Genomic DNA, 23482 nt, shown 5'->3' with positions numbered 1-23482 from the left:
AACGCCCCAATACCAGACAACTCGGCTCGGTTTCTGCACAGACGCGCATCGTCACTCTCATGTGTGACAGTGCGCACACCGTCAGGTAAAGACCTCATCAAATAGTTTGTGATACCGTTCACGAGAACCCCCCGGACAGAGCCGAAGGGCCGTGGTGCGACGGTCCAGCGGCAATGAGGTTCTCTCTCGGCCCGGGACTACGCTCGTCCATGACGACACCCTGCCCCCTGTGAAAGCGGAGTTGCCGCCATGCCGTCCAATGACGCCCGGAACCTTCTGCAGACAGCTGTGCCCGCGGCAGCTGTCGGTGTGGTGACGGTCGCCGTCAGCGGCGCGGTCGCCGGCGGCAAGGGTGCGCTGGGTGCGGCCGTCGGCACGGTGCTGGCCATCCTCTTCATGGGGATCGGCCTGTTCGTTCTGCAGTGGACGGCAAAAACGCTCCCGCAGCTGTTCCAGGCCATGGGGCTGATGCTCTACGTCGCCCAGCTCCTGCTGCTCCTGATCTTCGTCGCCCTCTTCAAGGACACCTCTCTCTTCCATCCGAAGACGTTCGCCATCGGCCTCGTCGTCGCGACCGTCGTCTGGATGGCCGCGCAGGCTCGTGCGCACATGAAGGCCAAGATCTTCTACGTCGATCCGGAGCCCGCGAAGAGCGAGAAGCCCGAGAAGACAGGGCCTTCGTCGTGAGGGGTAGGGGCGGGATAAAGGCCAGTGAGAACTCCTGCTATCGTCCGGTGCCAACTGCGGCATCGCGGGCGCGGGCATCTGAGCTGACGCCTGCTCAATCGCGAGGCTTGATGTCCCCCAGCCGCCCCCACATCCGTAACACCAGTCCGGTGCCGACCCGCGGCCGCGTGCCGCGCCGACACAACGAGGTTGCCGTACCCATGCGTCACGCCGAAGGAGCCCGTGGTGAGTGCTGACCAGACCCAGCTCGCCTTTGACTGGAGTTGTCGGATCATGTCCGACAACGGGTGTGGCTTCCCGGCTCCGGGCCTGCACTCGTTCCTCTTCCAGCCGATCGCCACGGTCGGAGGGTTCGAGTTCAACAAGGTGATGCTGCTCGCGCTCATCACCACCGTGATCGTCATCGGTTTCTTCTGGGCGGCCTTCGGCAAGGCGAAGGTGGTGCCGGGCAAGCTCCAGATGATCGGCGAAGCCGGTTACGACTTCGTGCGCCGCGGCATCGTCTACGAGACCCTCGGCAAGCGGGAGGGTGAGAAGTACGTCCCGCTCATGGTCTCGCTGTTCTTCTTCATCTGGATCATGAACGTCTGGTCCGTGATCCCGCTGGCCCAGTTCCCGGTGTCGTCGATCATCGCGTACCCGATCGTGCTCGCCGCGATCGTCTACATCGTGTGGATGTCGCTGACCTTCAAGAAGCACGGCTTCGTGGGCGGTTTCAAGAACCTCACCGGCTACGACAAGTCGCTCGGCGCGGTGCTGCCGCTCGTCGTGATCATCGAGTTCTTCTCGAACGTCCTGGTCCGGCCGTTCACGCACGCGGTGCGACTGTTCGCCAACATGTTCGCCGGCCACCTGATGCTGGTCATGTTCACCGTCGCCTCCTGGTACCTGCTGAACAGCTGGATGATCCCGGCGGCCGGTGTGTCCTTCCTCATGACCATCGCCATGATCCTCTTCGAGCTTTTCGTGCAGGCCGTCCAGGCATACGTCTTCGTGCTCCTCGCCTGCTCGTACATTCAGGGCGCTCTCGCCGAGCACCACTGAGCACCCCGCCCCGCAAGCCCAGATACGTCCGGTGGCCAACCCCCGCCGGTCCATGAAAGAGAAGGAAGAATCAGCATGGCTGCCACTGAGACCCTCGCCGCTGTCACCGGTTCGCTCGGCTCCATCGGCTACGGCCTCGCCGCCATCGGCCCCGGCATCGGCGTCGGCATCATCTTCGGCAACGGCACCCAGGCCCTGGCCCGCCAGCCCGAGGCCGCCGGCCTGATCCGCGCCAACCAGATCCTGGGCTTCGCCTTCTGTGAGGCGCTCGCCCTCATCGGCATCGTTATGCCGTTCGTGTTCGGTAGGTAATCACTCCTTACTGGCACGTTTCGACGAAAGGCACTGATGTGATCGCCAACCTGGTGCAGCTGGCGGCCGAGGAGGAGCAGAGCCCGCTCGTCCCGCCGGGCCCCGAGCTGCTCGTCGGCACCATCGCCTTCGCCATCGTGTTCTTCTTCTTCTGGAAGAAGCTGCTTCCGAACATCAACAAGGTTCTGGAGGAGCGCCGCGCGGCGATCGAAGGCGGTATTGAAGAGGCCGAGACCATGAAGGTCGAGGCCCAGAGCGTCCTTGAGCAGTACAAGGCCCAGCTCGCCGAGGCCCGGCACGAGGCCGCGCGGCTGCGCCAGGAGGCGCAGGAGCAGGGTGCCGCGCTCATCGCCGAGATGCGCGCGGAGGGCCAGCGGCAGCGTGAGGAGATCGTCGCCGCCGGTCACGCCCAGATCGAGGCCGACCGCAAGGCCGCCTCGTCCGCGCTGCGGCAGGACCTCGGCAAGCTCGCCACCGAGCTGGCCGGCAAGCTGGTCGGGGAGTCCCTGGAGGACCACGCCCGCCAGAGCCGTGTGATCGACCGCTTCCTCGACGAGCTCGAGGAGAAGGCCGAGGCGACTCGATGAACGGAGCGAGCCGCGAGGCCCTGGCAGCCGCACGTGAGCGTCTCGACGCGCTGACGGACAGCACGTCCGTGGACGCGGCGCGGCTCGCCGACGAGCTGGCCGCGGTGACCGCGCTGCTCGACCGCGAGGTCAGCTTGCGTCGGGTCCTCACCGACCCGGCGCAGGCCGGTGAGGCCAAGGCCGAGCTGGTCCAGCGCCTGCTCGGCGCCCAGGTCGGCGGCGAGACCGCGGACCTGGTGGCCGGCATGGTGCGCTCCCGCTGGTCGCAGTCGCGCGACCTGGTGGACGCCCTGGAGGTGCTGGCCAGCACCGCCGACCTCACCGCCGCGCAGCAGAACGGCACGCTCGACAACGTCGAGGACGAGCTGTTCCGGTTCGGCCGGATCGTCGCGTCCAGCACCGAGCTGCGCGCCGCGCTGACCGACCGCAAGGCCACCGCCTCGGCCAAGAGCGAGCTGCTGCGCAGCCTGCTCGGCGGACGGGCGGCCCCGGCCACCGAGCGTCTGGTGACGCGCCTTGTGACCGCGCCGCGGGGACGTAGCCTGGAAGCGGGACTGGAGTCCCTGTCCAAGCTCGCCGCCGACCGGCGGGACCGCATGGTCGCGGTCGTCACCTCGGCGGTGCCGCTGAGCGACGTGCAGAAGCAGCGCCTCGGCGCCGTCCTGGCGAAGCTCTACGGCCGTCAGATGCACCTCAATCTCGACGTGGACCCCGAGGTCGTCGGCGGGATCCGGGTGCAGGTCGGTGACGAGGTCATCAACGGCTCTCTCGCGGACCGCATCGCGGACGCCGAGCGCCGACTGGCGAGCTAGCCGCAACTGAATACGCAGTACGTACTTACGGCCCATGTTGGGCCGTGCAGAGGATTCCTGGGGGTCGCCCCCAGACCCCCAAAGTGAAACTTCGGGCCCAACAAGGAGAGCAGGGAACCCAGATGGCGGAGCTCACGATCCGGCCGGAGGAGATCCGGGACGCACTGGAGACCTTCGTCCAGTCGTACAAGCCGGACGCGGCCTCGCGCGAGGAGGTCGGTACGGTCACCCTTGCCGGCGACGGCATCGCGAAGGTCGAGGGTCTTCCCTCGGCCATGGCCAACGAACTGCTGAAGTTCGAGGACGGCACCCTCGGCCTCGCCCTCAACCTCGAGGAGCGCGAGATCGGTGCCATCGTCCTCGGTGAGTTCAGCGGCATCGAGGAGGGTCAGCCGGTCACCCGCACCGGTGAGGTCCTCTCCGTCGCGGTCGGCGAGGGCTACCTCGGCCGCGTGGTCGACCCCCTCGGCAACCCGATCGACGGCCTCGGCGAGATCGAGACCTCGGGTCGCCGCGCCCTTGAGCTGCAGGCTCCCACGGTCATGCAGCGCAAGTCGGTGCACGAGCCGATGGAGACCGGCTACAAGGCCGTCGACGCGATGACCCCGATCGGCCGCGGTCAGCGTCAGCTGATCATCGGTGACCGCCAGACCGGCAAGACCGCCCTGGCCGTCGACACGATCATCAACCAGCGCGACAACTGGCGCACCGGCGACCCGAACAAGCAGGTCCGCTGCATCTACGTCGCCATCGGCCAGAAGGGCTCCACCATCGCGTCGGTCCGCCGCGCGCTGGAGGAGAACGGCGCGCTGGAGTACACGACCATCGTCGCCGCCCCGGCGTCCGACCCGGCCGGCTTCAAGTACCTGGCGCCGTACACCGGCTCGGCCATCGGCCAGCAGTGGATGTACGAGGGCAAGCACGTCCTGATCATCTTCGACGACCTTTCGAAGCAGGCCGACGCCTACCGCGCCGTGTCCCTGCTGCTGCGCCGCCCGCCGGGCCGCGAGGCCTACCCGGGTGACGTCTTCTACCTGCACTCCCGGCTGCTGGAGCGCTGCGCCAAGCTCTCCGACGACATGGGCGCCGGTTCGATGACCGGTCTGCCGATCGTCGAGACCAAGGCCAACGACGTCTCGGCGTTCATCCCGACCAACGTCATCTCCATCACCGACGGCCAGTGCTTCCTGGAGTCGGACCTGTTCAACGCCGGTCAGCGCCCCGCGCTGAACGTCGGTATCTCCGTCTCCCGAGTCGGTGGTTCCGCGCAGCACAAGGCGATGAAGCAGGTCTCCGGTCGTCTCCGCGTGGACCTCGCGCAGTTCCGTGAGCTGGAGGCGTTCGCCGCCTTCGGTTCCGACCTGGACGCCGCGTCGAAGGCGCAGCTGGAGCGTGGTCAGCGCATGGTCGAGCTGCTGAAGCAGGCTCAGTACCAGCCGATGTCCACCGAGGACCAGGTCGTCTCCATCTGGGCCGGCACCACCGGCAAGATGGACGAGGTGCCGGTCGCCGACATCCGCCGCTTCGAGAAGGAGCTCCTGGAGTACCTGCACCGCAAGGAGCAGGGCCTCATGACCTCCATCAAGGAGGGCGGCAAGATGTCGGACGACACCCTCACCGCCATCGCGGACGCCATCGCGGAGTTCAAGAAGCAGTTCGAGACCTCCGACGGCAAGCTCCTCGGCGAGGACACCCTGGCCGCTGCCGCCAAGTGACGTAAGGAAGGGACCTGACTCATGGGAGCCCAGCTCCGGGTCTACAAGCGTCGCATCCGATCCGTCACCGCGACCAAGAAGATCACCAAGGCGATGGAGATGATCGCCGCCTCGCGCGTCGTCAAGGCGCAGCGCAAGGTGGCGGCCTCCACGCCGTACGCGCAGGAACTGACCCGCGCGGTCACGGCGGTCGGCACCGGGTCGAACACCAAGCACCCGCTGACCACCCAGGCCGAGACGGTCACCCGGTCCGCGGTGCTGCTGCTGACCAGCGACCGGGGTCTGGCCGGTGCGTTCAACTCCAACGCCATCAAGGCGGCGGAGCAGCTCACCGAGCAGCTGGAGCGCGAGGGCAAGCAGGTCGACACCTACATCGTCGGCCGGCGCGGTGTCGCCCACTACAACTTCCGTGAGCGCAGGATCGCGGAGTCGTGGACCGGCTTCACCGACGAGCCCTCGTACGCGGACGCCAAGAAGGTCGCGGCTCCGCTGATCGAGGCCATCGAGAAGGACACGGCGGACGGCGGCGTGGACGAGCTCCACATCGTCTACACCGAGTTCGTGTCGATGATGACGCAGACGGCGCTGGGCGCGCGCCTGCTGCCGCTCAGCCTCGACGAGGTCGCCGCGGAGGCCAAGCCCAAGGGCGAGATCCTCCCGCTGTACGACTTCGAGCCGTCGGCCGAGGACGTCCTGGACGCCCTGCTGCCGCGGTACGTCGAGAGCCGGATCTACAACGCGCTGCTCCAGTCGGCCGCCTCCAAGCACGCCGCCACGCGGCGCGCGATGAAGTCGGCGACGGACAACGCCGGTGAGCTGATCGAGACGCTCACCCGGCTTGCCAACCAGGCCCGCCAGGCCGAAATCACCCAGGAAATCAGCGAGATCGTCGGTGGCGCGAGTGCCCTGGCCGACGCGACCGCGGGGAGTGACTGATCATGACCACCACTGTTGAGACGGCCACGGCGACGGGCCGCGTCGCGCGGGTCATCGGCCCGGTCGTCGACGTGGAGTTCCCCGTCGACGCGATGCCGGACATCTACAACGCCCTTCACGTCGAGGTCTCCGACCCGGCCAACGCGGGCGAGAAGAAGACGCTGACCCTGGAGGTCGCCCAGCACCTGGGTGACGGCCTGGTCCGCGCGATCTCGATGCAGCCCACCGACGGTCTGGTCCGCCAGGCCGCGGTCACCGACACCGGCACGGGCATCACCGTCCCGGTCGGCGACTTCACCAAGGGCAAGGTGTTCAACACCCTCGGTGAGGTGCTGAACGTCGACGAGTCCTACGACGGTGAGCGCTGGTCCATCCACCGCAAGGCGCCGAACTTCGACGAGCTCGAGTCGAAGACCGAGATGTTCGAGACCGGCGTCAAGGTCATCGACCTTCTCACCCCGTACGTCAAGGGTGGAAAGATCGGTCTGTTCGGTGGTGCCGGCGTCGGCAAGACGGTGCTCATCCAGGAGATGATCTACCGCGTCGCCAACAACCACGACGGTGTCTCCGTGTTCGCCGGTGTCGGTGAGCGCACCCGTGAGGGCAACGACCTCATCGAGGAGATGTCGGAGTCGGGCGTCATCGACAAGACCGCACTGGTCTTCGGTCAGATGGACGAGCCTCCGGGCACCCGTCTGCGCGTGGCCCTCGCCGGTCTGACCATGGCGGAGTACTTCCGCGATGTGCAGAAGCAGGACGTGCTGTTCTTCATCGACAACATCTTCCGCTTCACGCAGGCCGGTTCCGAGGTGTCGACCCTGCTCGGCCGTATGCCCTCCGCGGTGGGCTACCAGCCGAACCTGGCCGACGAGATGGGTCTCCTCCAGGAGCGCATCACCTCGACCCGCGGTCACTCGATCACCTCCATGCAGGCGATCTACGTCCCCGCGGACGACCTGACCGACCCGGCCCCAGCCACCACCTTCGCCCACCTCGACGCGACGACGGTGCTGTCCCGTCCGATCTCCGAGAAGGGCATCTACCCGGCCGTGGACCCGCTGGACTCCACGTCCCGGATCCTGGACCCGCGCTACATCTCGCAGGACCACTACAACGCGGCCATGCGCGTGAAGAACATCCTGCAGAAGTACAAGGACCTCCAGGACATCATCGCGATCCTCGGTATCGACGAGCTCGGCGAGGAGGACAAGCTCGTCGTCCACCGTGCCCGTCGCGTGGAGCGCTTCCTGTCGCAGAACACCCACGTCGCCAAGCAGTTCACCGGCGTGGACGGTTCGGACGTGCCGCTGGACGAGTCGATCGCCGCGTTCAACGCGATCTGCGACGGTGAGTACGACCACTTCCCCGAGCAGGCGTTCTTCATGTGCGGCGGTATCGAGGACCTGAAGAAGAACGCGAAGGAGCTGGGCGTCTCCTGACCCGGGCCCTCGTGCTCGTGTCGTGAGGGGGCGGGGTCGTCCCGCCCCCTCTGCCACGCCTATTAGACTTGTAACCAACACCCGGCAGAACCGCCGGGTGGTGACCCGAGGAGCCACCCTTGGCTGCTGAGCTGCACGTCGAGCTGGTCGCCGCGGACCGCCAGGTCTGGTCCGGTGAGGCCACCCTGGTCGTCGCGCGCACCACGTCCGGCGACATCGGCGTCATGCCCGGTCACCAGCCGCTGCTCGGTGTGCTGGAGTCGGGCCCGGTGACCATCCGTACGAGTGACGGTGGAACGGTCGTCGCCGCGGTGCACGGCGGTTTCGTCTCATTCGCCGACAACAAGCTGTCGCTGCTGGCCGAGGTCGCCGAGCTGGCCGACGAGATCGACGTCAAGCGCGTCGAGCAGGAGCTGGAGCGCGCGAAGGCGGAGGACGACGCCGAGGCCCAGCGTCGTGCGGACGTCCGGCTTCGTGCCGCGTCGGCGGCGCGTTGACCCACCCCGGCGTGCGATGACGTCACTCAGCCGCGGTCGGCACCGGAGCAATCCGGAGCTGACCGCGGCTGAGGCAGATATGGGTGTTTTGTACGTTCCGTTACCTAGGAGACGAGGAGGTCGGTGTCGATGGTCCTCGCTCTGACTGTGTGCGGAATCGTCGTCGCCCTGGTGGTGCTGGGTCTGTTCGTCTTCGGCCTGCGCCGCAGGCTGATCCAGCGCTCCGGCGGCACCTTCGACTGCTCCCTGCGCTGGGACGTGCCGGAGAAACCCGACACCGGCGGCAAGGGCTGGGCCTACGGTGTGGCCCGCTACAACGGCGACCGCGTGGAGTGGTTCCGCGTCTTCTCCTACGCCCCCCGCCCGCGCCGCATCCTGGAGCGCTCCGCGATCGAGGTGGCCGGCCGCCGGCTCCCGGAGGGCGAGGAGGAGCTGGCGCTGCTCTCCGACTCGGTGATCCTCGCCTGTCTGCACCGGGGCACGCGCCTGGAGCTCGCCATGAGCGAAGACGCGCTGACTGGTTTCCTCGCGTGGCTCGAGGCAGCCCCGCCCGGTCAGCGCGTCAACGTCGCTTAAGGCTTGTTCGACAGGGCTACTTCAGCCCGTTGCTGATGGCGCTCACCAGTTCACCGTTGCCGGTGTCACCGCTGAACTCCCAGAAGAACGCGCCGCCCAGACCCTGGTTCTTGGCCCAGGTCATCTTCCCGGCGATCGTCGACGGGGTGTCGTACGACCACCAGTTGCTGCCGCAGTGCGCGTACGCGGTCCCGGCGATGGTGCCGGTGGCCGGGCAGGAGGTCTTCAGCACCTTGTAGTCCTCGATGCCCGCCTCGTACGTGCCCGGCGCCGCGCCGGTCGCCGTGCCGCCGGGGGCGGACTGGGTGACGCCGGTCCAGCCGCGGCCGTAGAAGCCGATGCCGAGCAGCAGCTTGCTCGCCGGGACGCCCTTCGCCTTGAGCTTGGCGATGGCGGCGGCGGAGGTGAAGCCCTCCTTCGGGATGCCGGAGTACGACGTCAGCGGCGAGTGCGGGGCGGTGGGGCCGGTCCTGTCCCAGGCGCCGAAGTAGTCGTACGTCATCACGTTGTACCAGTCGAGGTACTGGGCGGCGCCGCCGTAGTCGGCCGCGTCGAGCTTGCCGCCGGAGGAGCCGTCGGCGGTGATGGCCGCGGTGACCAGGTAGTTCGAGCCGAACTCGGCGCGCAGCGCCTGCATCAGGTTCCGGAACGCCGCCGGGCCCGAGGTGTCGCAGGTCAGGCCGCAGGCGTTCGGGTACTCCCAGTCGATGTCGATGCCGTCGAAGACGTCGGCCCAGCGCGGGTCCTCCACGACGGCCTTGCAGGACTTGGCGAACGCGGCCGGGTTCTGCGCGGCCTGGCCGAAGCCGCCGGAGTAGGTCCAGCCGCCGAACGACCACAGCACCTTGATGTGCGGGTACGTGGCCTTCAGCTGGCGCAGCTGGTTGAAGTTGCCGCGCAGCGGCTGGTCCCAGGTGTCGGCGACGCCGCTGACGGACTGGTCGGCGGTGTAGGCCTTGTCGGTGGCGGCGTAGGCGTCGTCGAGGACGCACTGGCCGTTCTTGACGTTGCCGAACGCGTAGTTGATGTGCGTGATCTTCGCGGCGGAGCCCGAGGTCACCAGGTTCTTGACGTGGTAGTTGCGGCCGTAGACGCCCCACTCGGTGAAGTAGCCGAGGTTGATCTTCTCGCCGGGCTGCGGGCCGGGGTCGGTGCCGCCGCCGGTGGTGCGGACCGCGCGGGCGCCGGAGACCGGGCCGGTCTGGTCGGCGGTGTCCCGGGCCTGGACGGTGTACGAGTAGTCGGTACCGGCGGTCAGATTGGTGTCCGTGTAGGTCGTGCCGGTGACGGTGGCGACCTTGGTGCCGTCGCGCAGGACGTCGTAGTTCTTGATGCCGTTGTCGTCGGTGGCGGCGCTCCAGGTGAGCTTCACCGAGGTGTTCGTGATGTCGGAGGCGGAGGGGGTGCCGGGGGCGCTCGGCGGGTTGTCGCCGGGCACCGAGCCGCCGCCGTCACAGCTGCCGCCGTTCAGCTTGCAGTTGGCGGGGGCGCCGGAGCCGGTGCCGTTGAAGCCGAAGGAGACGGAGGCGCCGGGGGCGAGGGTGCCGTTCCAGGACTTGTTCTTGGCGGTCCAGTGGGTGCCGGAGGAGGTGACGTCGGCGTCCCAGGCGGAGGTGACGGACGTCCCGGAGGGGAAGTCCCACTCCACGGTCCAGGAGCTGATGGTGGTGGTGCCGGTGTTCTTGACGGTCCACTTGCCCTCGAAGCCGGTGCCCCAGTCCTGGGTCTTGGCGTAGGTGGCGGTGGCTTCGGTGGCGGCCTGGGCGGGACTGGCGAGACCGACCAGACCGGCCAGCGGGAGCAGCAGGGTCGCGAACCCTGCCGCGGCTCGGTGTCTGAAGCGCATGCTGCGCCTCCTTATGGGGTTGTCGGGGGCATGACTGAGCCATCAGGCCCACAGTGCCGCGAGAATAGAAAGGTCTGGACCTTAGGTCAATAGGTCTGGACCACTGTCCCCATGTGTGTGTCGGATCCCCAACTCCTGAGCCAGTACGGCCGCTTGGACCCGGCTGTGCAGCCCCAGCTTCCCCAGCAACCGGCTGACGTGCGTCTTCACCGTCGCCTCCGCCATGTCGAGGCGGGCCGCGACATCGGCGTTGGACAGCCCCTCGCCGAGACAGGACAGCACCTCGCGCTCGCGCCGGGTGAGGGTGTCCAGCACCGCGGGGTCGGCCTTCGGCTCCCGTACCGGCTTGGCGGCGAACTCGGCGATCAGCCGGCGCGTGACCGCCGGTGAGATCAGGCCCTCCCCGCGCGCCACCGTCCGCACCGCCTCCAGCAGATCCATCGCATCCGTGTTCTTCAGCAGGAACCCGCAGGCGCCGGCGCGCAGCGCGCCGAACACATATTCGTCGAGGTCGAAGGTGGTCAGCACCAGGACATCGGCCAGCCCCTCCGCCACCAGCTGCCGGGTCGCCGACACCCCGTCCAGCCGCGGCATCTGAATGTCCATCAGCACCAGGTCCGGCCGCAGTTCACGGGCCAGCTCCACCGCCCGCTCGCCGTCGGACGCCTCGCCGACCACGTCGATGTCGGGCACGCTGCGCAGGATGAGCACGAGCCCGGAGCGCACGGCGGACTGGTCCTCGGCGACGAGCACGCGGATCATTCGGTCCCTCCTTCGGTGATGGGCAGGGTGACCCGTACGGCCCAGATCTTGCCCCCGGGTGAGTCCTCCGGCCCCGCCTCGAAGCGGCCGTCCAGCAGGGCGGCCCGCTCCCGCATCCCCACCAGCCCGGCGCCGGAGCCGGGCGCCCGGGGCCCGTCCCGGTCGCCGTACGGGCTGGTCACGGTGATGTCCAGCGAGCCGTCCCGCTGCCGCAGCGCGACCGTGACCCGGCCGGGGCCGGCGTGCTTGAGGGCGTTGGTGAGGGACTCCTGCACGATCCGGTACGCCGCGAGCTCCACCGGCGCGGGCAGCCCCTCGCCGTGCTCGGCGGCGAGGGTGACGCCGAGGCCGTTGGCGCGTGCGGTGTCGACGAGGGCGCCCAGGCCGTCGAGGGTGGGGGACGGGGCCGGTTCGGTGTCGCCGCTGTCGTCCCGCAGGATGCCGATCAGGCGGCGCATCTCCGCGAGCCCCTCGACGCTGTTGTCGCGGATGACACCGAGGGCCTGCCTGGTGGTGTCCGGGTCGTCGAGGGAGAGCGCGGCCGTGGAGTGGATGGCGATCGCGGAGAGATGGTTGGCGACCATGTCGTGCAACTCGCGCGCCATCCGGGCGCGTTCGGCGGTGACGGCCTGGACGCGGTCCATCTCGGCGAGCAGCGCGGTCTGCTCGGCGCGCAGCCGGGCGGCCTCGGCGGCCTCACGGTGGTTGCGCACGATCAGGCCGGTGCTCGCGGGCGCGAACGCGACGATGCCGATGGCCACACCGATCAGCAGGGCCTCCGGCACCCGCCACATCGCGAACGGCACGATCGCCCCGGCCACCGAGAGCAGGCCGGTGATCCGGGGAATGCGGCGGGCCGAGGCGGGCGTGCCGTACAGAACGGCCGCGTACATCACGTCGGTGTACATCAGGACGGTCACCAGGCTGCCCTGCGTGACGGTGTCCAGGGTCAGCGCGGCCGTGGCGGTCAGCAGGGCGGTGCGCGGGGCGGCCCGGCGCAGCACCTCACAGCCCGCCATCACGGCCAGCGGCACCAGCAGGGCCCAGCGCCCGGACCACAGCACGATCGGCTCGCCGGCCGGACGGACGCCGAGGCCGATGCCCCACAGCAGCAGCCCGCCGAGCAGGCCCACCAGCCCGACGTACACGTCGAAACGGTGCGGGCGGGGCAGTCGTACGGCCATGGCACCATCCAACACGGCGGACGCGCCCGGCGCCTGATCCTGGCGAACGGTCCGCGCGTACATCGAAGGATGCAGTGGCGGTTCGTCACCGGCGACGACGATTCCGGCGGATCCGGACGGGAGCCTTGAGGGTGACCGAGAGGAGTGTGCCGTGATCGTCACGCTGATCATCGTCTGCGAGGTCGGCTTCTGGGTGCTGCTGGCCGCGGGGCTGTTCTTCCGCTACGTGCTGCGGATGCGCCGTACGGGGCTGGGGCTGCTGTTGCTCGAACCGTTGCTGGAGGTCGTCCTGCTGGTCGCCACCGCGATCGACCTCAAGAACGGCGCCGACCCGAGCTGGAAGCACGGCCTGGCGGCCGTCTACATCGGCTACACCGTCGGTCACGGTCACCGCACGGTGAAGTGGCTCGACGGGCACGCCGCCCACCGCTTCGGCGGTGCCGCGCCGCCCGTGCGGCCGCCGCGCCACGGGATGGCCCGTGCCCGGCACGAGGGCAGGGTCTGGCTCGGTACGGTCGTCGCCGCCGCGGTGGCGAGCGTGCTGCTGCTGACCGCCATGTGGTACGTGGACGACCCGAGCCGCACCGGCTCCCTGGAGAGCTGGATCTTCATCGCCTGGCGTGCGGCCGGCATCCACGGCCTGATCGCGCTGTCGTACGCGATCTGGCCGAAGAAGGCGCCCCGCGAGGAGAAGTCAGCGCTCCCCGCCCGGGACCCAGAGCACGTCACCGACATCCTTGTTGGCCGTCCGCGCAAGGATGAAGAGCAGGTCCGATAGCCGGTTGAGGTAGGTGGCCGTCAGAGGGTTCATGGTCTCCCCGTGCACCTCCAGGGCGGCCCACGTCGAGCGTTCCGCCCGGCGTACGACCGTGCAGGCCTGGTGGAGCAGGGCGGCGCCCGGGGTGCCGCCCGGCAGGATGAAGGAGCGGAGCTTCTCCAGCCGTTCGTTGAAGCGGTCGCAGTCCGCCTCCAGACGGTCGATGTAGAACTGCTCGACCCGCAGCGGCGGGAACTGAGGCTTCTCCACCACCGGCGTCGACAGGTCCGCACCCACGTCGAACAGGTCGTTCTGCACGCGGGTGAGGACCTTGACGACCTCCTCGTCCAGGTTGCCCAGCGCGATCGCCGTACCGATCACCGCGTTGGCCTCGTTGGCGTCCGCGTAGGCCGAGATCCGCAGATCCGTCTTGGCGACCCGGCTCATGTCACCGAGGGCGGTGGTGCCCTGGTCGCCGGTGCGGGTGTAGATGCGCGTCAGATTGACCATGAGGCCAGCGTAGTCACGTCCGGCCACGCCGGGCCCGGCGTCATCGGCCAGGTGCCCAACTACGCCGTACGGGGCGCCCGATGAGCCGTGCCGGTGTGATGTCCGTCATGTGAGACGTGACGCGCGTTACTTACCGGTCACACCGGCCCTCACGAGCGCTAGTGTCCGCCCGAGAGAAGAACGACAGCGCGTACCAGGGGAGTCGCACAGTGGCACGGAAGCTCGCCGTCATCGGGGCCGGTCTCATGGGTTCCGGCATCGCCCAGGTCTCCGCCCAGGCGGGCTGGGACGTCGTCCTGCGCGACGTCACCGACGAGGCGCTGGGGCGTGGCACCGACGGCATCAGGGCCTCGTACGACAAGTTCGTCAGCAAGGGCAAGCTGGAGGCGCACGACGCCGAGGCCGCTCTCGCCCGGATCACCGCGACCACCGACCTGGACGCCGCCGCCGACGCGGACATCGTCGTCGAGGCCGTCTTCGAGAAGCTGGACGTCAAGCACGAGATCTTCCGCACCCTCGACAAGATCGTGCGCCCGGACACCGTGCTCGCCTCCAACACCTCCGCCATCCCGATCACCAAGATCGCGGCCGTGACGGAGCGCCCCGAGCGGGTCGTCGGCACGCACTTCTTCTCGCCGGTGCCGATGATGCAGCTGTGCGAACTCGTACGGGGCTACAAGACGAGTGACCAGACGCTCGCCACCGCGCGGGAGTTCGCCGAGTCGGTCGGCAAGACCTGCATCGTCGTCAACCGCGACGTGGCCGGCTTCGTCACCACCCGGCTCATCTCGGCGCTCGTCGTCGAGGCGGCCAGGCTGTACGAGTCGGGCGTCGCCTCCGCCGAGGACATCGACATCGCCTGCAAGCTGGGCTTCGGTCACGCCATGGGCCCGCTGGCCACGGCCGACCTCACCGGCGTCGACATCCTGCTGCACGCCACCAGCAACATCTACACCGAGACCCAGGACGAGAAGTTCGCTCCGCCGGAGCTGATGCGCCGGATGGTTGACGCCGGTGACATCGGACGCAAGAGCGGGCAGGGCTTCTACAAGCACTGAATCAGCAAGCGCTGAAGAGAATCAGCAAGCGCTGAAGCACCAAACGCCCCTGAGACATCACACCTCGGGGTGAATTCGGTATCGGTTCGCTTACAACCAGCAACCGCACCGCCACGGAAGCAGTCAGACGGTGCACAGCCACCGTCTTGGAGTACGTCACCGCACTCACGGGGAGCGCATATGCACATCAGGGGCGACCACGCCGAGGTGGTCGTCGGGGGCCGCCTCGACGTCCGCAGCGCGGCGGACGCCCGTACGGTCCTGCACTCGGCCGTCGACGACGGAGACGGCGACCTCGTCCTCGACCTGTCCGAACTGGACTCGTGGGACGCCACCGGACTCGGGGTCATCATGGGGGCCCACCGGCGGGCCGGCCGCTGCGGCCGGCGCCTGGTGCTGCGCGGCGTACCGCCGCAGATGCAGCGCCTGCTGGTGGCCACCCGGCTGCACCGGATCCTGGCGATCGAGGGCGGCATCGGCGTGGAGTCCCTGCCCCGGGTATGACCCCTCGACCGGGGCCGTCACGGGGGCGGGGGAGACCGGGCGGCTCACGGCGAAACGCCCGACGCACGCAATCCTCACGAGACCGTGACGTCTCGGACCCGGTGGCCCCCCGGGCTGTCGTAGATACTGAGCGAAGGTTTAGGGTTCGGTCGCCCGCGTCTGATCAACCCTCGTGCGGGCCCGGACCAGAAGCGACAGCGCGGTGTGCGGCAAGGCCGGGAGGGCACTCGACGCACCCGACGCTTTTGGGGGGCTTGAACCTATGGACCCGAACAACCGGGGAGCCGAGGAGCACGGCCACGACGGTGACGGCACCCCGCCGCGCCAGCGCCCGCCCAGGGACTCCCTCACATCCGACTTCGGCCAGCACGCGCCGGCACTCGCCCGCACGGTGCAACTGGTCTCCGGCGACCTCCTGCTCACCGTCAACCCCGTCGACGGCAGCGAGATAGAACTCTGCCCGCCCGGCGAACGCCCCGGCAGACCCGACAGGCTGACCCCCGCCCAGCGCGCCGAGGTGGCACGCGCCGCCACCCCACCGGTCCCGCCCGGCCCGAGCCGCCCCGCCCTGCCGCTCCTCGGCCGCCAGGACGAACGCGAACGCCTCGTACGGCTGCTCGCCCGCGGCCGCTCCGTGCGCCTCACCGGCCCCGGCGGCTCCGGCCGCACCGCCCTCCTCGACCTCGTCGCCGAGGACTGCGCGGACCTCGCCCCCGACGGTGTCGTCCGCCTGAGCGGCTTCCACCGCACCACGACCGATCTCCTCCACGACCTCTTCCACGCCGTCCACAGCGCGCCTCTGCACCGCCCGGAACGGGACGAACTGCTCGAATACGTCCGGGAGATCGGCGCGGTCGTCGTCCTGGACGACATCGAGTTCGGCGGCGCCGCGCTCGACGAGCTGCTGGACGCCACCCCCGAGTGCGCCTTCCTCATCTCCGCCACCCCCGACGTGCCCGCGCCGTCCGCCGAGTCGGCGATCGAGGAGGTCTTCCTCGACGGCCTCGACCGCGCCGGCGGCCTGGAGCTGCTGGAGCACGCCGTGGGCCGGCCGCTCACCGAGGACGAGGCCAACTGGGCCGGCGACCTCTGGTTCGAGTCCGAGGGCCTGCCACTGCGGTTCGTGCAGGCCGGCGCCCTGCTGCGGCAGCGTGACCGGCTGCGCGCCGGCGCCGAGGCGCTCGACGAGTTCGGCGTCTTCCAGGACGTCCCGGCCGACGAGCCCTTCGACGCCGTGCCGGGCCCGCCCGTCGGCGCCGACGTCCCCCTGCCCTCGCTCGCCGAGGGAGCCGCGCCCGCCGCGCTGCTCGCCTCCCGGCTCAGCGCCTCCGCCCGCGCCACCCTGCGGATCGCCGTGGCGCTCGGCGGCGAGGTGCCCCACCAGGCGCATCTGCCCGCCCTGGTCGGCGACACTCACGCGGACGCCGCGCTGGGCGAGTTGCTGAGCGCCGCGCTGATCTCACCGGTCGGCTCCCGCTACCGGCTCGCCGCCGGGGTGCAGACCCAGCTGGAGGCCGCCGGATACGCCGACGACCCCGAGGGCCACGCCCTGACCGCCGCCCGGCACTACACCTGGTGGGCCGGACACCCCTCGGTCACCCCCGAGCGCGTGTGCGCCGAGGCGGACGCTCTCCTCACCGCGTTGGGCGTCCTCGTCCCGGCCACGACACCGCCCGGCGAGGGCGAGGAGAGCGCAACCGTCCAGCTGGCCCGCACCGCGGCGCCCGCGTTCGCCGCCGGACTGCACTGGAGCGCCTGGGAACGGGCGCTGCGCTCCGGCGCCGAGGCGGCCCGGCTCGCCGGGGACGTCGCCGAACAGGCCTACTTCCACCACGAGCTGGGCGTCCTCGCGCTCTGCGAGGGACGGCTCGACCGGGCCCGCGCCGAACTGGAGGCCTCCATCGGGCTGCGCGGCGCCCTCGCCGACAAGCGCGGCACCGTGGCCGGTCGCCGCGCCCTCGCCCTGGTGACCGACCGGGAGGGCACGGCACCCGGCGTCGCGACGACGCTCGCGCTCGGCGCCACCGCGGGCGAGGAGGTGCCCGACGCCCGCCACGAGGAGTCGGCGACGCCGCCCGGCGGAGTCCCGGCGGCCCTGGCGGAGTTCCCGCCGCTGCAACGGCCCGATCCCACCCCGGCCCTCGTCACCCACCGCTCCACGCCTGGAGCGGTGTCCGGACGCGCCGGGGGCGGCGGCCTGCGCGGCCTCGCCCGGCGCAACCTCGTCGCGTCCGGCGCGGGCGCGCTGCTCGTGGCGGTGCTCGGTACGGTCGTGACGCTCGGCGCCACCTCCAGCAACGACGCCGACAGCCCGTCCGACCAGGTCGGCGTCAACCCGTCCGCCAGCCAGGGCACCGGCGACGACAGCCTCGGCGCGGACACGGCCGACCAGGACGACGACGGCGACACGGGCGGGGCGACCAGCCGGCCGACGGATCCGGGCCCCGACGGCACGCCCGGGACGACGGACGATCCGACGCCGGTGGACCCGGGGGCGGGGGGTTCGGGGGCGGGGGAGCCGTCGGACGAGCCGAGCGGGACGCACAACCCGGGTGGGGGCGGGTCCGTGGAGTCGCCGTCGCCTTCGGCCACGAAGTCGCCGTCGTGGTCCCAGCCCCCGACCGAGACGTCCGAGCCGCCGACGGAGACCTCCGAACCGCCTACCGAGACCTCGCAGCCGCCGACGGAGACGTCAGAACCGCCGACGGAGTCACCCTCCACCTCCAACACCGCCAGCGCCCCCATCGAAACCAGCAGCACGGCCGTCGCCCCGGAATCCAGCGCCGCAGGCACCCCCAGCAGCTCGGAACAGGTGATCTGAGGCCGCGCCGACACAAGAGGGCCGGGCCCGGCCAACGGACCCGGCCCTCACAGCCGTACGCCTCAGAACAACCGCAACTTGTCGTCCTCAATACCCCGCAGGGCGTCGTAATCCAGCACCTGGCACCCGATCCCCCGATCCGTCGCCAGAACGCGCGCCTGCGGCTTGATCTCCTGGGCGGCGAAGATGCCCCGGACCGGCGCCAGACGGGGATCGCGGTTCAGCAGCTCCAGATAGCGCGTGAGCTGCTCCACACCGTCGATCTCGCCGCGTCGCTTGATCTCGACCGCGACCGTCCGGCCCTCGGCGTCCCGGCACAGGATGTCGACCGGCCCGATGGCCGTCATGTACTCACGGCGGATCAGTGTGTAGCCCTCGCCGAGGGTCTCGATGCGGTCGGCGAGCAGTTCCTGGAGGTGTGCTTCCACGCCGTCCTTGATCAGGCCGGGATCGACGCCGAGTTCGTGCGTGGAATCGTGCAGGACCTCTTCCATCGTGATGATCAGCTTCTCGCCCGCCTTGTTGACGACGGTCCAGACGCCGGCCTCGTCGCCGGTGCCCTCCTTCAGCGTGCAGGGCGGCGACATCCAGTTCAGGGGCTTGTAGGCCCGGTCGTCCGCGTGGATGGAGACGCTGCCGTCCGCCTTCACCAGGATCAGACGGGGCGCGGTGGGGAGGTGGGCGGTGAGCCGGCCCGCGTAGTCGACGGAGCATCGGGCAATGACGAGACGCATGGTCGGCAACGCTACTCGACGGGCTGGTGTGCACGCGATTCGCCCTGGAAGACCCGTGTTCGTTCGTGGCCGATTGTGTGCCTACTGAGATCTGTCTGTGTGGGCATTCTCCTGGTGCGGTCACCGGCGGTTGCCTACCGTAGAAAACGGGAGGTCGCGGTGTGTGTACACAGCGTGTTCGCTGTCGCGTGCTCCCACATCTGTCCGGCAACCCCTGCTGGTTGGGGGTGCGAGAGGAGAACCCATGTCGCTCGACGTCTCACCGGCCCTACTCGAACAGGCCGAGCGAGGCGAGGTCGACGAAGCTGACTTCGTCGACTGCGTCCGGACCTCCCTGCCCTACGCATGGGAGATGATCAGCTCCCTGGTGGCCCAGCTGAAGGTGGACGGCGGAGAGTTCGCCGACAACCAGACGCCCCCGCCGGACGAGCAGGCACGCGGTCAGCTGCTGCGTGCGCTGGCGAGTGACGCCATCCGCGGTGCGCTGCAGCGGCACTTCGGTGTGCGGCTGGCCTTCCAGAACTGCCACCGCGTTGCGGTGTTCCCGCTGGACGCTTCCGCGGACGAGAGGCTGGCCCGCTTCACCTCGATCCGGGGCCAGCTGCTGAACCAGTCCCCGGAGCTGCGGGACTGCTGAGACGGTGAACCGCTTGCTTGCCGCTCCGTACACGGGAGGTGCGATCTGTACCGGAGCGGCAAGCCTCCCGCGCGGCGGGGCCGTTCACGTCAGCTGGGGCAGTACCTCGGCGCCCAGCCGCCGTACGTTCTCCTCCGTCGCCGCCAGATCTCCGGAGCCCTCGACGAGCAGGGCGAAGCGGGAGACTCCCGTGCGTTCGCTGGTCGCCGCCAGCCGGTCGGCGCACAGCCGCGGGGTGCCCACCGGGTGCAGCCCGCAGAGCAGTTCGGTGTACGCCAGCGGATCGCGCATCCGGCGCTCCCGGCCGTCCACCGTGACATGGGCGTCGAGCCCCTGTTTCAGCCATCCCGGCATCGCCTTCAGCAGCGTCTCCGCCGCGTCGGCGCGCCGGTCCGCGATCTGGCAGACGCCGGCCGACACATGGGCGGCGCCGAGGACCTCCTCGGCGGGACGCCCCACCGCGCGCGCGTGCTGCCGCCACAGGCTGATCATCTCGGCCTTTTCCTCGTCCCCGACATGCATGCCGAGCAGCATCGGCAGCCCGCGCTCGGCGGCCATCCGCACACTCGCCGGGGACGTGCACGCGACGAGCACCTCCGGCCCCTCGGTCTCCGTCAGGCACTCCGACGGCCTTGGTACGACGGGGACTTCACGGAAGGCGAAGCGGCCGCCGGGGCCCTCCACCGCCGGTTCGCGCAGCCAGCGCATGAGCAGATCGAGTGATTCCGGGTACTGCTTCTCGTACGCCTCCAGCCCGGTGCCGAACACCTCCAGGTCCACCCACGGGCCGCCGCGCCCGACGCCCAGCGTGAGGCGGCCGCCGCTCGTCACGTGCAGCAGCGCGGCCTGCTCGCCGAGCGTGACCGGGTGGGTGGTGGGCAGCACGCTGACCGCCGTACCGACCCGGATACGGCGGGTGCGGCCGAGGACTAAGGCGGCCAGTGTGATCGCCGAAGGGCAGGTGCCGTACGGCACGAAGTGGTGCTCGGCCAGCCATACCGAGTCGAGCCCCGCCTCCTCGGTGACCTCCGCCGAGCGGACCGCGCGGTACAGCGCCTCCCCCTGGCCCTGACCCGGGAACTGGGCCGCCAACACGAACGTTCCAACGCGCATTGCTCTTCCTGCTTCCTTGGCTCCGACACGGAGCTCCCCCACTCGGCACAACCGTCTGACACGTGCCGAGGACACGGTCTGGCGAAGGGATTTGCGGATTGTCGGCAGAATGAACGGTCCGGGAGGGGGACTTGTGAGGTTCGCCGCTTTCCGCGTACCCCTCTCCGGGCCGCGTAGGCTGGATACGACCCGGTTCCTGTATAGCTCCGTGAGGTGTCCCGTGTCCCCGCGTCGCAACCGCCCGAAGGGCCCCAAGGGCGTCGGCTCGTCCGGCCGGAGCGCCGAGGACGACCGCCCGGGCCGCTACGGGGGCTGGCAGTCCACGGAGGACTGGCGGGGCGAGAACTGGAGCGTGCGCCATGTGGCCGGGGCCAGTTCCGAGGGCAAGACGTACCGCTGCCCCGGCTGCGACCAGCTGATCCCGTCCGCCGTACCGCACGTGGTGGCCTGGCCGGAGCACGCGGGAGTCGACGACCGCCGGCACTGGCACACGGCGTGCTGGAACGCGCGGGACCGCCGCACCACGCGGGTGCAGCGGTCCCGTAACGCGTCGAAGTTCTAGGAATTCGGACTTGCGTGTTACACGTCCCGCTTCTCCAGCAGGGCGTAGGCCCCGGCGAACGCGGCGGCGGTGACGCCGAGCATGATCCACAGCGGGTCCCAGCCGGACGGGCCGGACTCGGACAGCGAGTTGGCGTAGAAGATGCTCAGCTGGTTCGGGATCGAGTACTCGAACAGGGCCTGGCGGAGGTCCTCCAGCGAGGACGCGAACATGAACATCGCGATGACCAGCGGGGCCAGCACCGCGGCGATCATGATGGTGATGGCGCCCGCGGAGTGCCGGACGATCGAGCCGACGACGAGCGAGAGCAGCCCGAGCAGCGCGATGTAGAGCGAGACGCCGACCGTCCCCTTCAGCCACTCCTCGCCCGACGGCTCCCGGGCGTCGCTGAGCATGCCGACCTGGGCGAAGGCGACGAAGCCGGCGGCGACCAGTGTGACCACGAACGCGACCGAGAAGAACACGATCGCCTTCGCCGCGAGCACCCGCCCGCGCGTGGGGCAGGCGGTCATCGTGGTCCGGATCATCCCGGTGCCGTACTCGGACGCCGTGGTCAGCACGCCCAGCGTGATGATGCAGATGGTGCCGAGCAGCAGCCCGAAGAAGCCGAGGGACAGCGGGTTCTCGTCGCCGAGGTCCGCCTCCGCGGAGGAGTTCGCGACCAGCGCGCCGGTGAGCAGTCCGATGCCGACGACGAGCAGGACGAACACACCCAGCGTCCACATCGTGGAGCGCACCGACTTGATCTTCGTCCACTCCGAGGCGAGCGCGTGCCCGAGATGCGTGCGGACGACGGGGATCGGCGAGGTGTAACCGGCGTACGGCGCGCCGGGCGCGGCCTGCTGCATGGGGGGCTGGGGCGTGCTCATCGGGCGTCCTCGGGCTTGGTCTCGTCGGAGGGGGCGGCGGGGGAGGATGCGGCGGGGGAGGATGCGGGCGGCTGCGCGGCGGGCGCGGCGGCCGGGGGCGGTGCCTGCGGGGCGGCGGCCTGGGGTTGCGTCTGCGGGGCGCTGGGCGCGGGCTGAGGCGCGGCCTGGGCGGTGGCATGGGGCTGCGCCTGCGGGGCGGTGGCCTGGTGCTGCGTCTGCGGGGCGGTGGCCTGGTGCTGCGTCTGTGGGGCGGCGGGCGCGGGCTGAGGCGCGGCGTGGGGGGCGGGTGTCTGCGGCGCGGCCTGGGCGGCTGTCTGCGAGGTCGGCTGGGCGTACGGGTTCGCCCGGCCCGCCCCGGGCGCGCCGGGCGCGGAGGGAGCGCCGTACGGCCCCGGAGGCGCCGCCCCGGGCTGCCCCTGCGGCATCGCGAACGGCTGCCCGCCCTGCTGGGGCGGCGGCGGGGCGTACCAGCCCGGCTGGCCCTGTCCCGGCACCGGCAGCGGCGGCTGCGCGCCCGGCGGCAGCGGCTGCTGCAGCCCGGCCTTCTGGTCGACGGTCGAGCGGTAGTCGACGGCGGCCTGCGTCATCCGCATGTAGGCCTCCTCCAGCGAGGCCTGGTGCGGCGACAGCTCCCACAGCCGTACGTCCGTCTCGTGCGCGATGTCGCTGATGCGCGGCAGCGGCAGCCCGGTCACCCGCAGCGCACCGTCCTGCTCGGGCAGCACGTGCGCCCCCGCCTCGGCCAGCGCCGTCGACAGCTTCTCGCGCAGCTGCGGCTCGGTGTCGGGCGTGCGTACGCGCGCGAAGCCCGCGGAGTTGGCCGCGATGAAGTCCTGCACGCTCATGTCGGCGAGCAGCTGCCCGCGCCCGATCACGATGAGGTGGTCGGCGGTCAGCGCCATCTCGCTCATCAGGTGCGAGGAGACGAAGACGGTACGGCCCTCCGCCGCGAGCGACTTCATCAGGTTGCGCACCCAGAGGATGCCCTCGGGGTCGAGGCCGTTGACCGGTTCGTCGAACAGCAGCACCTGCGGGTCGCCGAGCAGCGCGGCGGCGATGCCGAGCCGCTGGCCCATGCCGAGGGAGAAGCCCTTGGAGCGCCGCTTGGCCACGTCCTGCAGGCCCACCACGCCGAGCACCTCGTCGACGCGCCGGGCCGGGATGCCGGACAGCTGGGCCAGGGACAGCAGGTGGTTGCGGGCGGTCCGGCCGCCGTGCACCGCCTTGGCGTCGAGCAGGGCGCCGACCTGGCGGGGCGCGTTCGGCAGCTTGCGGTAGGGGTAGCCGCCGATGGTCACCCGCCCCGCCGTCGGATTGTCCAGCCCGAGGATCATCCGCATCGTCGTCGACTTGCCCGAGCCGTTCGGCCCCAGGAAGCCGGTGACGGCCCCGGGTCGCACCTGGAAGGAAAGGTTGTACACAGCGGTCTTGTCGCCGTAGCGCTTGGTCAGGCCGACTGCCTCGATCATGCTCCGCACCCATCGAAAGGTTCAGGACAGCGGGGCACACGCCCCCCGTAA

Annotated in this window: 24 protein-coding genes; 16 read left to right on the top strand and 8 right to left on the bottom strand. The window is 70.1% G+C overall.

Features of this window, described 5'->3' with window-relative positions:
• Positions 1-249 precede the first annotated feature (249 nt).
• The 10 genes from KWI83_RS34055 to KWI83_RS34010 all read left to right on the top strand — a co-directional run bounded on the left by KWI83_RS34055 (position 250) and on the right by KWI83_RS34010 (position 8605).
• On the top strand, positions 250-687 hold the full coding sequence (locus tag KWI83_RS34055; RefSeq protein ID WP_218518252.1) for a hypothetical protein: 438 nt from the start codon (positions 250-252) through the stop codon (positions 685-687).
• 273 nt (positions 688-960) lie between these two features.
• Positions 961-1731: a F0F1 ATP synthase subunit A gene (atpB, locus tag KWI83_RS34050; protein WP_218518264.1), complete on the top strand. Its 771-nt coding sequence runs from the start codon at positions 961-963 to the stop codon at positions 1729-1731.
• Between the two features lie 75 nt (positions 1732-1806).
• Entirely contained in the window at positions 1807-2043 is a 237-nt protein-coding gene (gene atpE, locus KWI83_RS34045) for an ATP synthase F0 subunit C (RefSeq protein WP_171118085.1), read from the top strand.
• A 38-nt stretch (positions 2044-2081) separates the two neighbouring features.
• Complete coding sequence (locus KWI83_RS34040) at positions 2082-2630, top strand: F0F1 ATP synthase subunit B (protein ID WP_218518251.1); 549 nt, start codon at positions 2082-2084, stop codon at positions 2628-2630.
• Positions 2627-3442 (top strand): F0F1 ATP synthase subunit delta, encoded by an 816-nt coding sequence (locus tag KWI83_RS34035; protein WP_218518250.1) that lies wholly within the window; start codon positions 2627-2629, stop codon positions 3440-3442. Before KWI83_RS34040 ends, KWI83_RS34035 begins: the two co-directional genes overlap by 4 nt.
• A gap of 122 nt (positions 3443-3564) precedes the next feature.
• Positions 3565-5157: a F0F1 ATP synthase subunit alpha gene (atpA, locus tag KWI83_RS34030; RefSeq protein WP_218518249.1), complete on the top strand. Its 1593-nt coding sequence runs from the start codon at positions 3565-3567 to the stop codon at positions 5155-5157.
• A 21-nt stretch (positions 5158-5178) separates the two neighbouring features.
• The gene (locus KWI83_RS34025) at positions 5179-6093 is read left to right on the top strand and encodes a F0F1 ATP synthase subunit gamma (protein WP_218518248.1); all 915 of its coding nucleotides are present in this window, start codon (positions 5179-5181) and stop codon (positions 6091-6093) included.
• 2 nt (positions 6094-6095) lie between these two features.
• Positions 6096-7532, top strand: coding sequence for a F0F1 ATP synthase subunit beta (gene atpD, locus KWI83_RS34020; RefSeq protein ID WP_218518247.1), 1437 nt, complete (start codon positions 6096-6098; stop codon positions 7530-7532).
• Positions 7533-7651: 119 nt separating this feature from the next.
• Positions 7652-8029, top strand: coding sequence for a F0F1 ATP synthase subunit epsilon (locus KWI83_RS34015; RefSeq protein ID WP_218518246.1), 378 nt, complete (start codon positions 7652-7654; stop codon positions 8027-8029).
• A gap of 129 nt (positions 8030-8158) precedes the next feature.
• Entirely contained in the window at positions 8159-8605 is a 447-nt protein-coding gene (locus tag KWI83_RS34010; protein WP_180687787.1) for a DUF2550 domain-containing protein, read from the top strand.
• A gap of 16 nt (positions 8606-8621) precedes the next feature.
• On the opposite strand, the gene KWI83_RS34005 is transcribed toward KWI83_RS34010, so the two are convergent.
• From KWI83_RS34005 to KWI83_RS33995, 3 genes are all read right to left on the bottom strand, one after another.
• Positions 8622-10451: a glycoside hydrolase family 18 chitinase gene (locus KWI83_RS34005; protein WP_218518245.1), complete on the bottom strand. Its 1830-nt coding sequence runs from the start codon at positions 10449-10451 to the stop codon at positions 8622-8624.
• 81 nt (positions 10452-10532) lie between these two features.
• The gene (locus KWI83_RS34000; RefSeq protein ID WP_218518244.1) at positions 10533-11213 is read right to left on the bottom strand and encodes a response regulator transcription factor; all 681 of its coding nucleotides are present in this window, start codon (positions 11211-11213) and stop codon (positions 10533-10535) included.
• The gene (locus KWI83_RS33995; RefSeq protein ID WP_218518243.1) at positions 11210-12397 is read right to left on the bottom strand and encodes a sensor histidine kinase; all 1188 of its coding nucleotides are present in this window, start codon (positions 12395-12397) and stop codon (positions 11210-11212) included. Before KWI83_RS33995 ends, KWI83_RS34000 begins: the two co-directional genes overlap by 4 nt.
• Positions 12398-12548: 151 nt before the next feature.
• On the opposite strand from KWI83_RS33995, the gene KWI83_RS33990 reads away from it, so the two are divergent.
• Positions 12549-13175, top strand: coding sequence for a hypothetical protein (locus KWI83_RS33990; protein ID WP_218518242.1), 627 nt, complete (start codon positions 12549-12551; stop codon positions 13173-13175).
• Here the strand turns inward: KWI83_RS33990 and KWI83_RS33985 are convergent.
• Positions 13092-13664, bottom strand: coding sequence for a cob(I)yrinic acid a,c-diamide adenosyltransferase (locus tag KWI83_RS33985; RefSeq protein ID WP_218518241.1), 573 nt, complete (start codon positions 13662-13664; stop codon positions 13092-13094). The genes KWI83_RS33990 and KWI83_RS33985 overlap by 84 nt on opposite strands.
• Positions 13665-13873: 209 nt before the next feature.
• On the opposite strand from KWI83_RS33985, the gene KWI83_RS33980 reads away from it, so the two are divergent.
• The 3 genes from KWI83_RS33980 to KWI83_RS33970 all read left to right on the top strand — a co-directional run bounded on the left by KWI83_RS33980 (position 13874) and on the right by KWI83_RS33970 (position 18047).
• Positions 13874-14722, top strand: a complete 849-nt coding sequence (locus KWI83_RS33980; RefSeq protein WP_218518240.1) for a 3-hydroxyacyl-CoA dehydrogenase family protein — start codon at positions 13874-13876, stop codon at positions 14720-14722.
• A gap of 180 nt (positions 14723-14902) precedes the next feature.
• Entirely contained in the window at positions 14903-15226 is a 324-nt protein-coding gene (locus tag KWI83_RS33975; protein WP_141313208.1) for an STAS domain-containing protein, read from the top strand.
• 262 nt (positions 15227-15488) lie between these two features.
• Positions 15489-18047, top strand: a complete 2559-nt coding sequence (locus KWI83_RS33970; protein WP_218518239.1) for an ATP-binding protein — start codon at positions 15489-15491, stop codon at positions 18045-18047.
• Between the two features lie 62 nt (positions 18048-18109).
• Here the strand turns inward: KWI83_RS33970 and nucS are convergent, their stop codons facing one another.
• The gene (gene nucS, locus KWI83_RS33965; protein ID WP_218518238.1) at positions 18110-18781 is read right to left on the bottom strand and encodes an endonuclease NucS; all 672 of its coding nucleotides are present in this window, start codon (positions 18779-18781) and stop codon (positions 18110-18112) included.
• Positions 18782-19025: 244 nt separating this feature from the next.
• Here nucS and KWI83_RS33960 point away from each other — a divergent pair, with 244 nt between their 5' ends.
• A complete protein-coding gene (locus KWI83_RS33960) occupies positions 19026-19418 on the top strand; it encodes an SCO5389 family protein (protein WP_141313205.1) in 393 nt (130 codons plus the stop codon).
• Between the two features lie 84 nt (positions 19419-19502).
• On the opposite strand, the gene KWI83_RS33955 is transcribed toward KWI83_RS33960, so the two are convergent.
• A complete protein-coding gene (locus KWI83_RS33955; protein ID WP_218518237.1) occupies positions 19503-20531 on the bottom strand; it encodes an LLM class flavin-dependent oxidoreductase in 1029 nt (342 codons plus the stop codon).
• Between the two features lie 220 nt (positions 20532-20751).
• Between KWI83_RS33955 and KWI83_RS33950 the strand changes: the two genes are divergently transcribed.
• Positions 20752-21093, top strand: coding sequence for an ATP/GTP-binding protein (locus KWI83_RS33950; RefSeq protein ID WP_218518236.1), 342 nt, complete (start codon positions 20752-20754; stop codon positions 21091-21093).
• Between the two features lie 17 nt (positions 21094-21110).
• Here the strand turns inward: KWI83_RS33950 and KWI83_RS33945 are convergent, their stop codons facing one another.
• Both KWI83_RS33945 and KWI83_RS33940 read right to left on the bottom strand, forming a co-directional pair.
• Positions 21111-21962: an ABC transporter permease gene (locus KWI83_RS33945; RefSeq protein ID WP_218518235.1), complete on the bottom strand. Its 852-nt coding sequence runs from the start codon at positions 21960-21962 to the stop codon at positions 21111-21113.
• Complete coding sequence (locus tag KWI83_RS33940) at positions 21959-23431, bottom strand: ABC transporter ATP-binding protein (protein ID WP_218518234.1); 1473 nt, start codon at positions 23429-23431, stop codon at positions 21959-21961. The genes KWI83_RS33945 and KWI83_RS33940 overlap by 4 nt, the downstream gene beginning before the upstream one ends.
• Positions 23432-23482: the final 51 nt, after the last annotated feature.

Source organism: Streptomyces sp. TRM70350 (assembly GCF_019219825.1).
GTDB lineage: Bacteria > Actinomycetota > Actinomycetes > Streptomycetales > Streptomycetaceae > Streptomyces.
The sequence above is the reverse complement of the archived record's forward strand: the minus strand, read 5'-3'. Positions and strand labels throughout refer to the sequence as shown.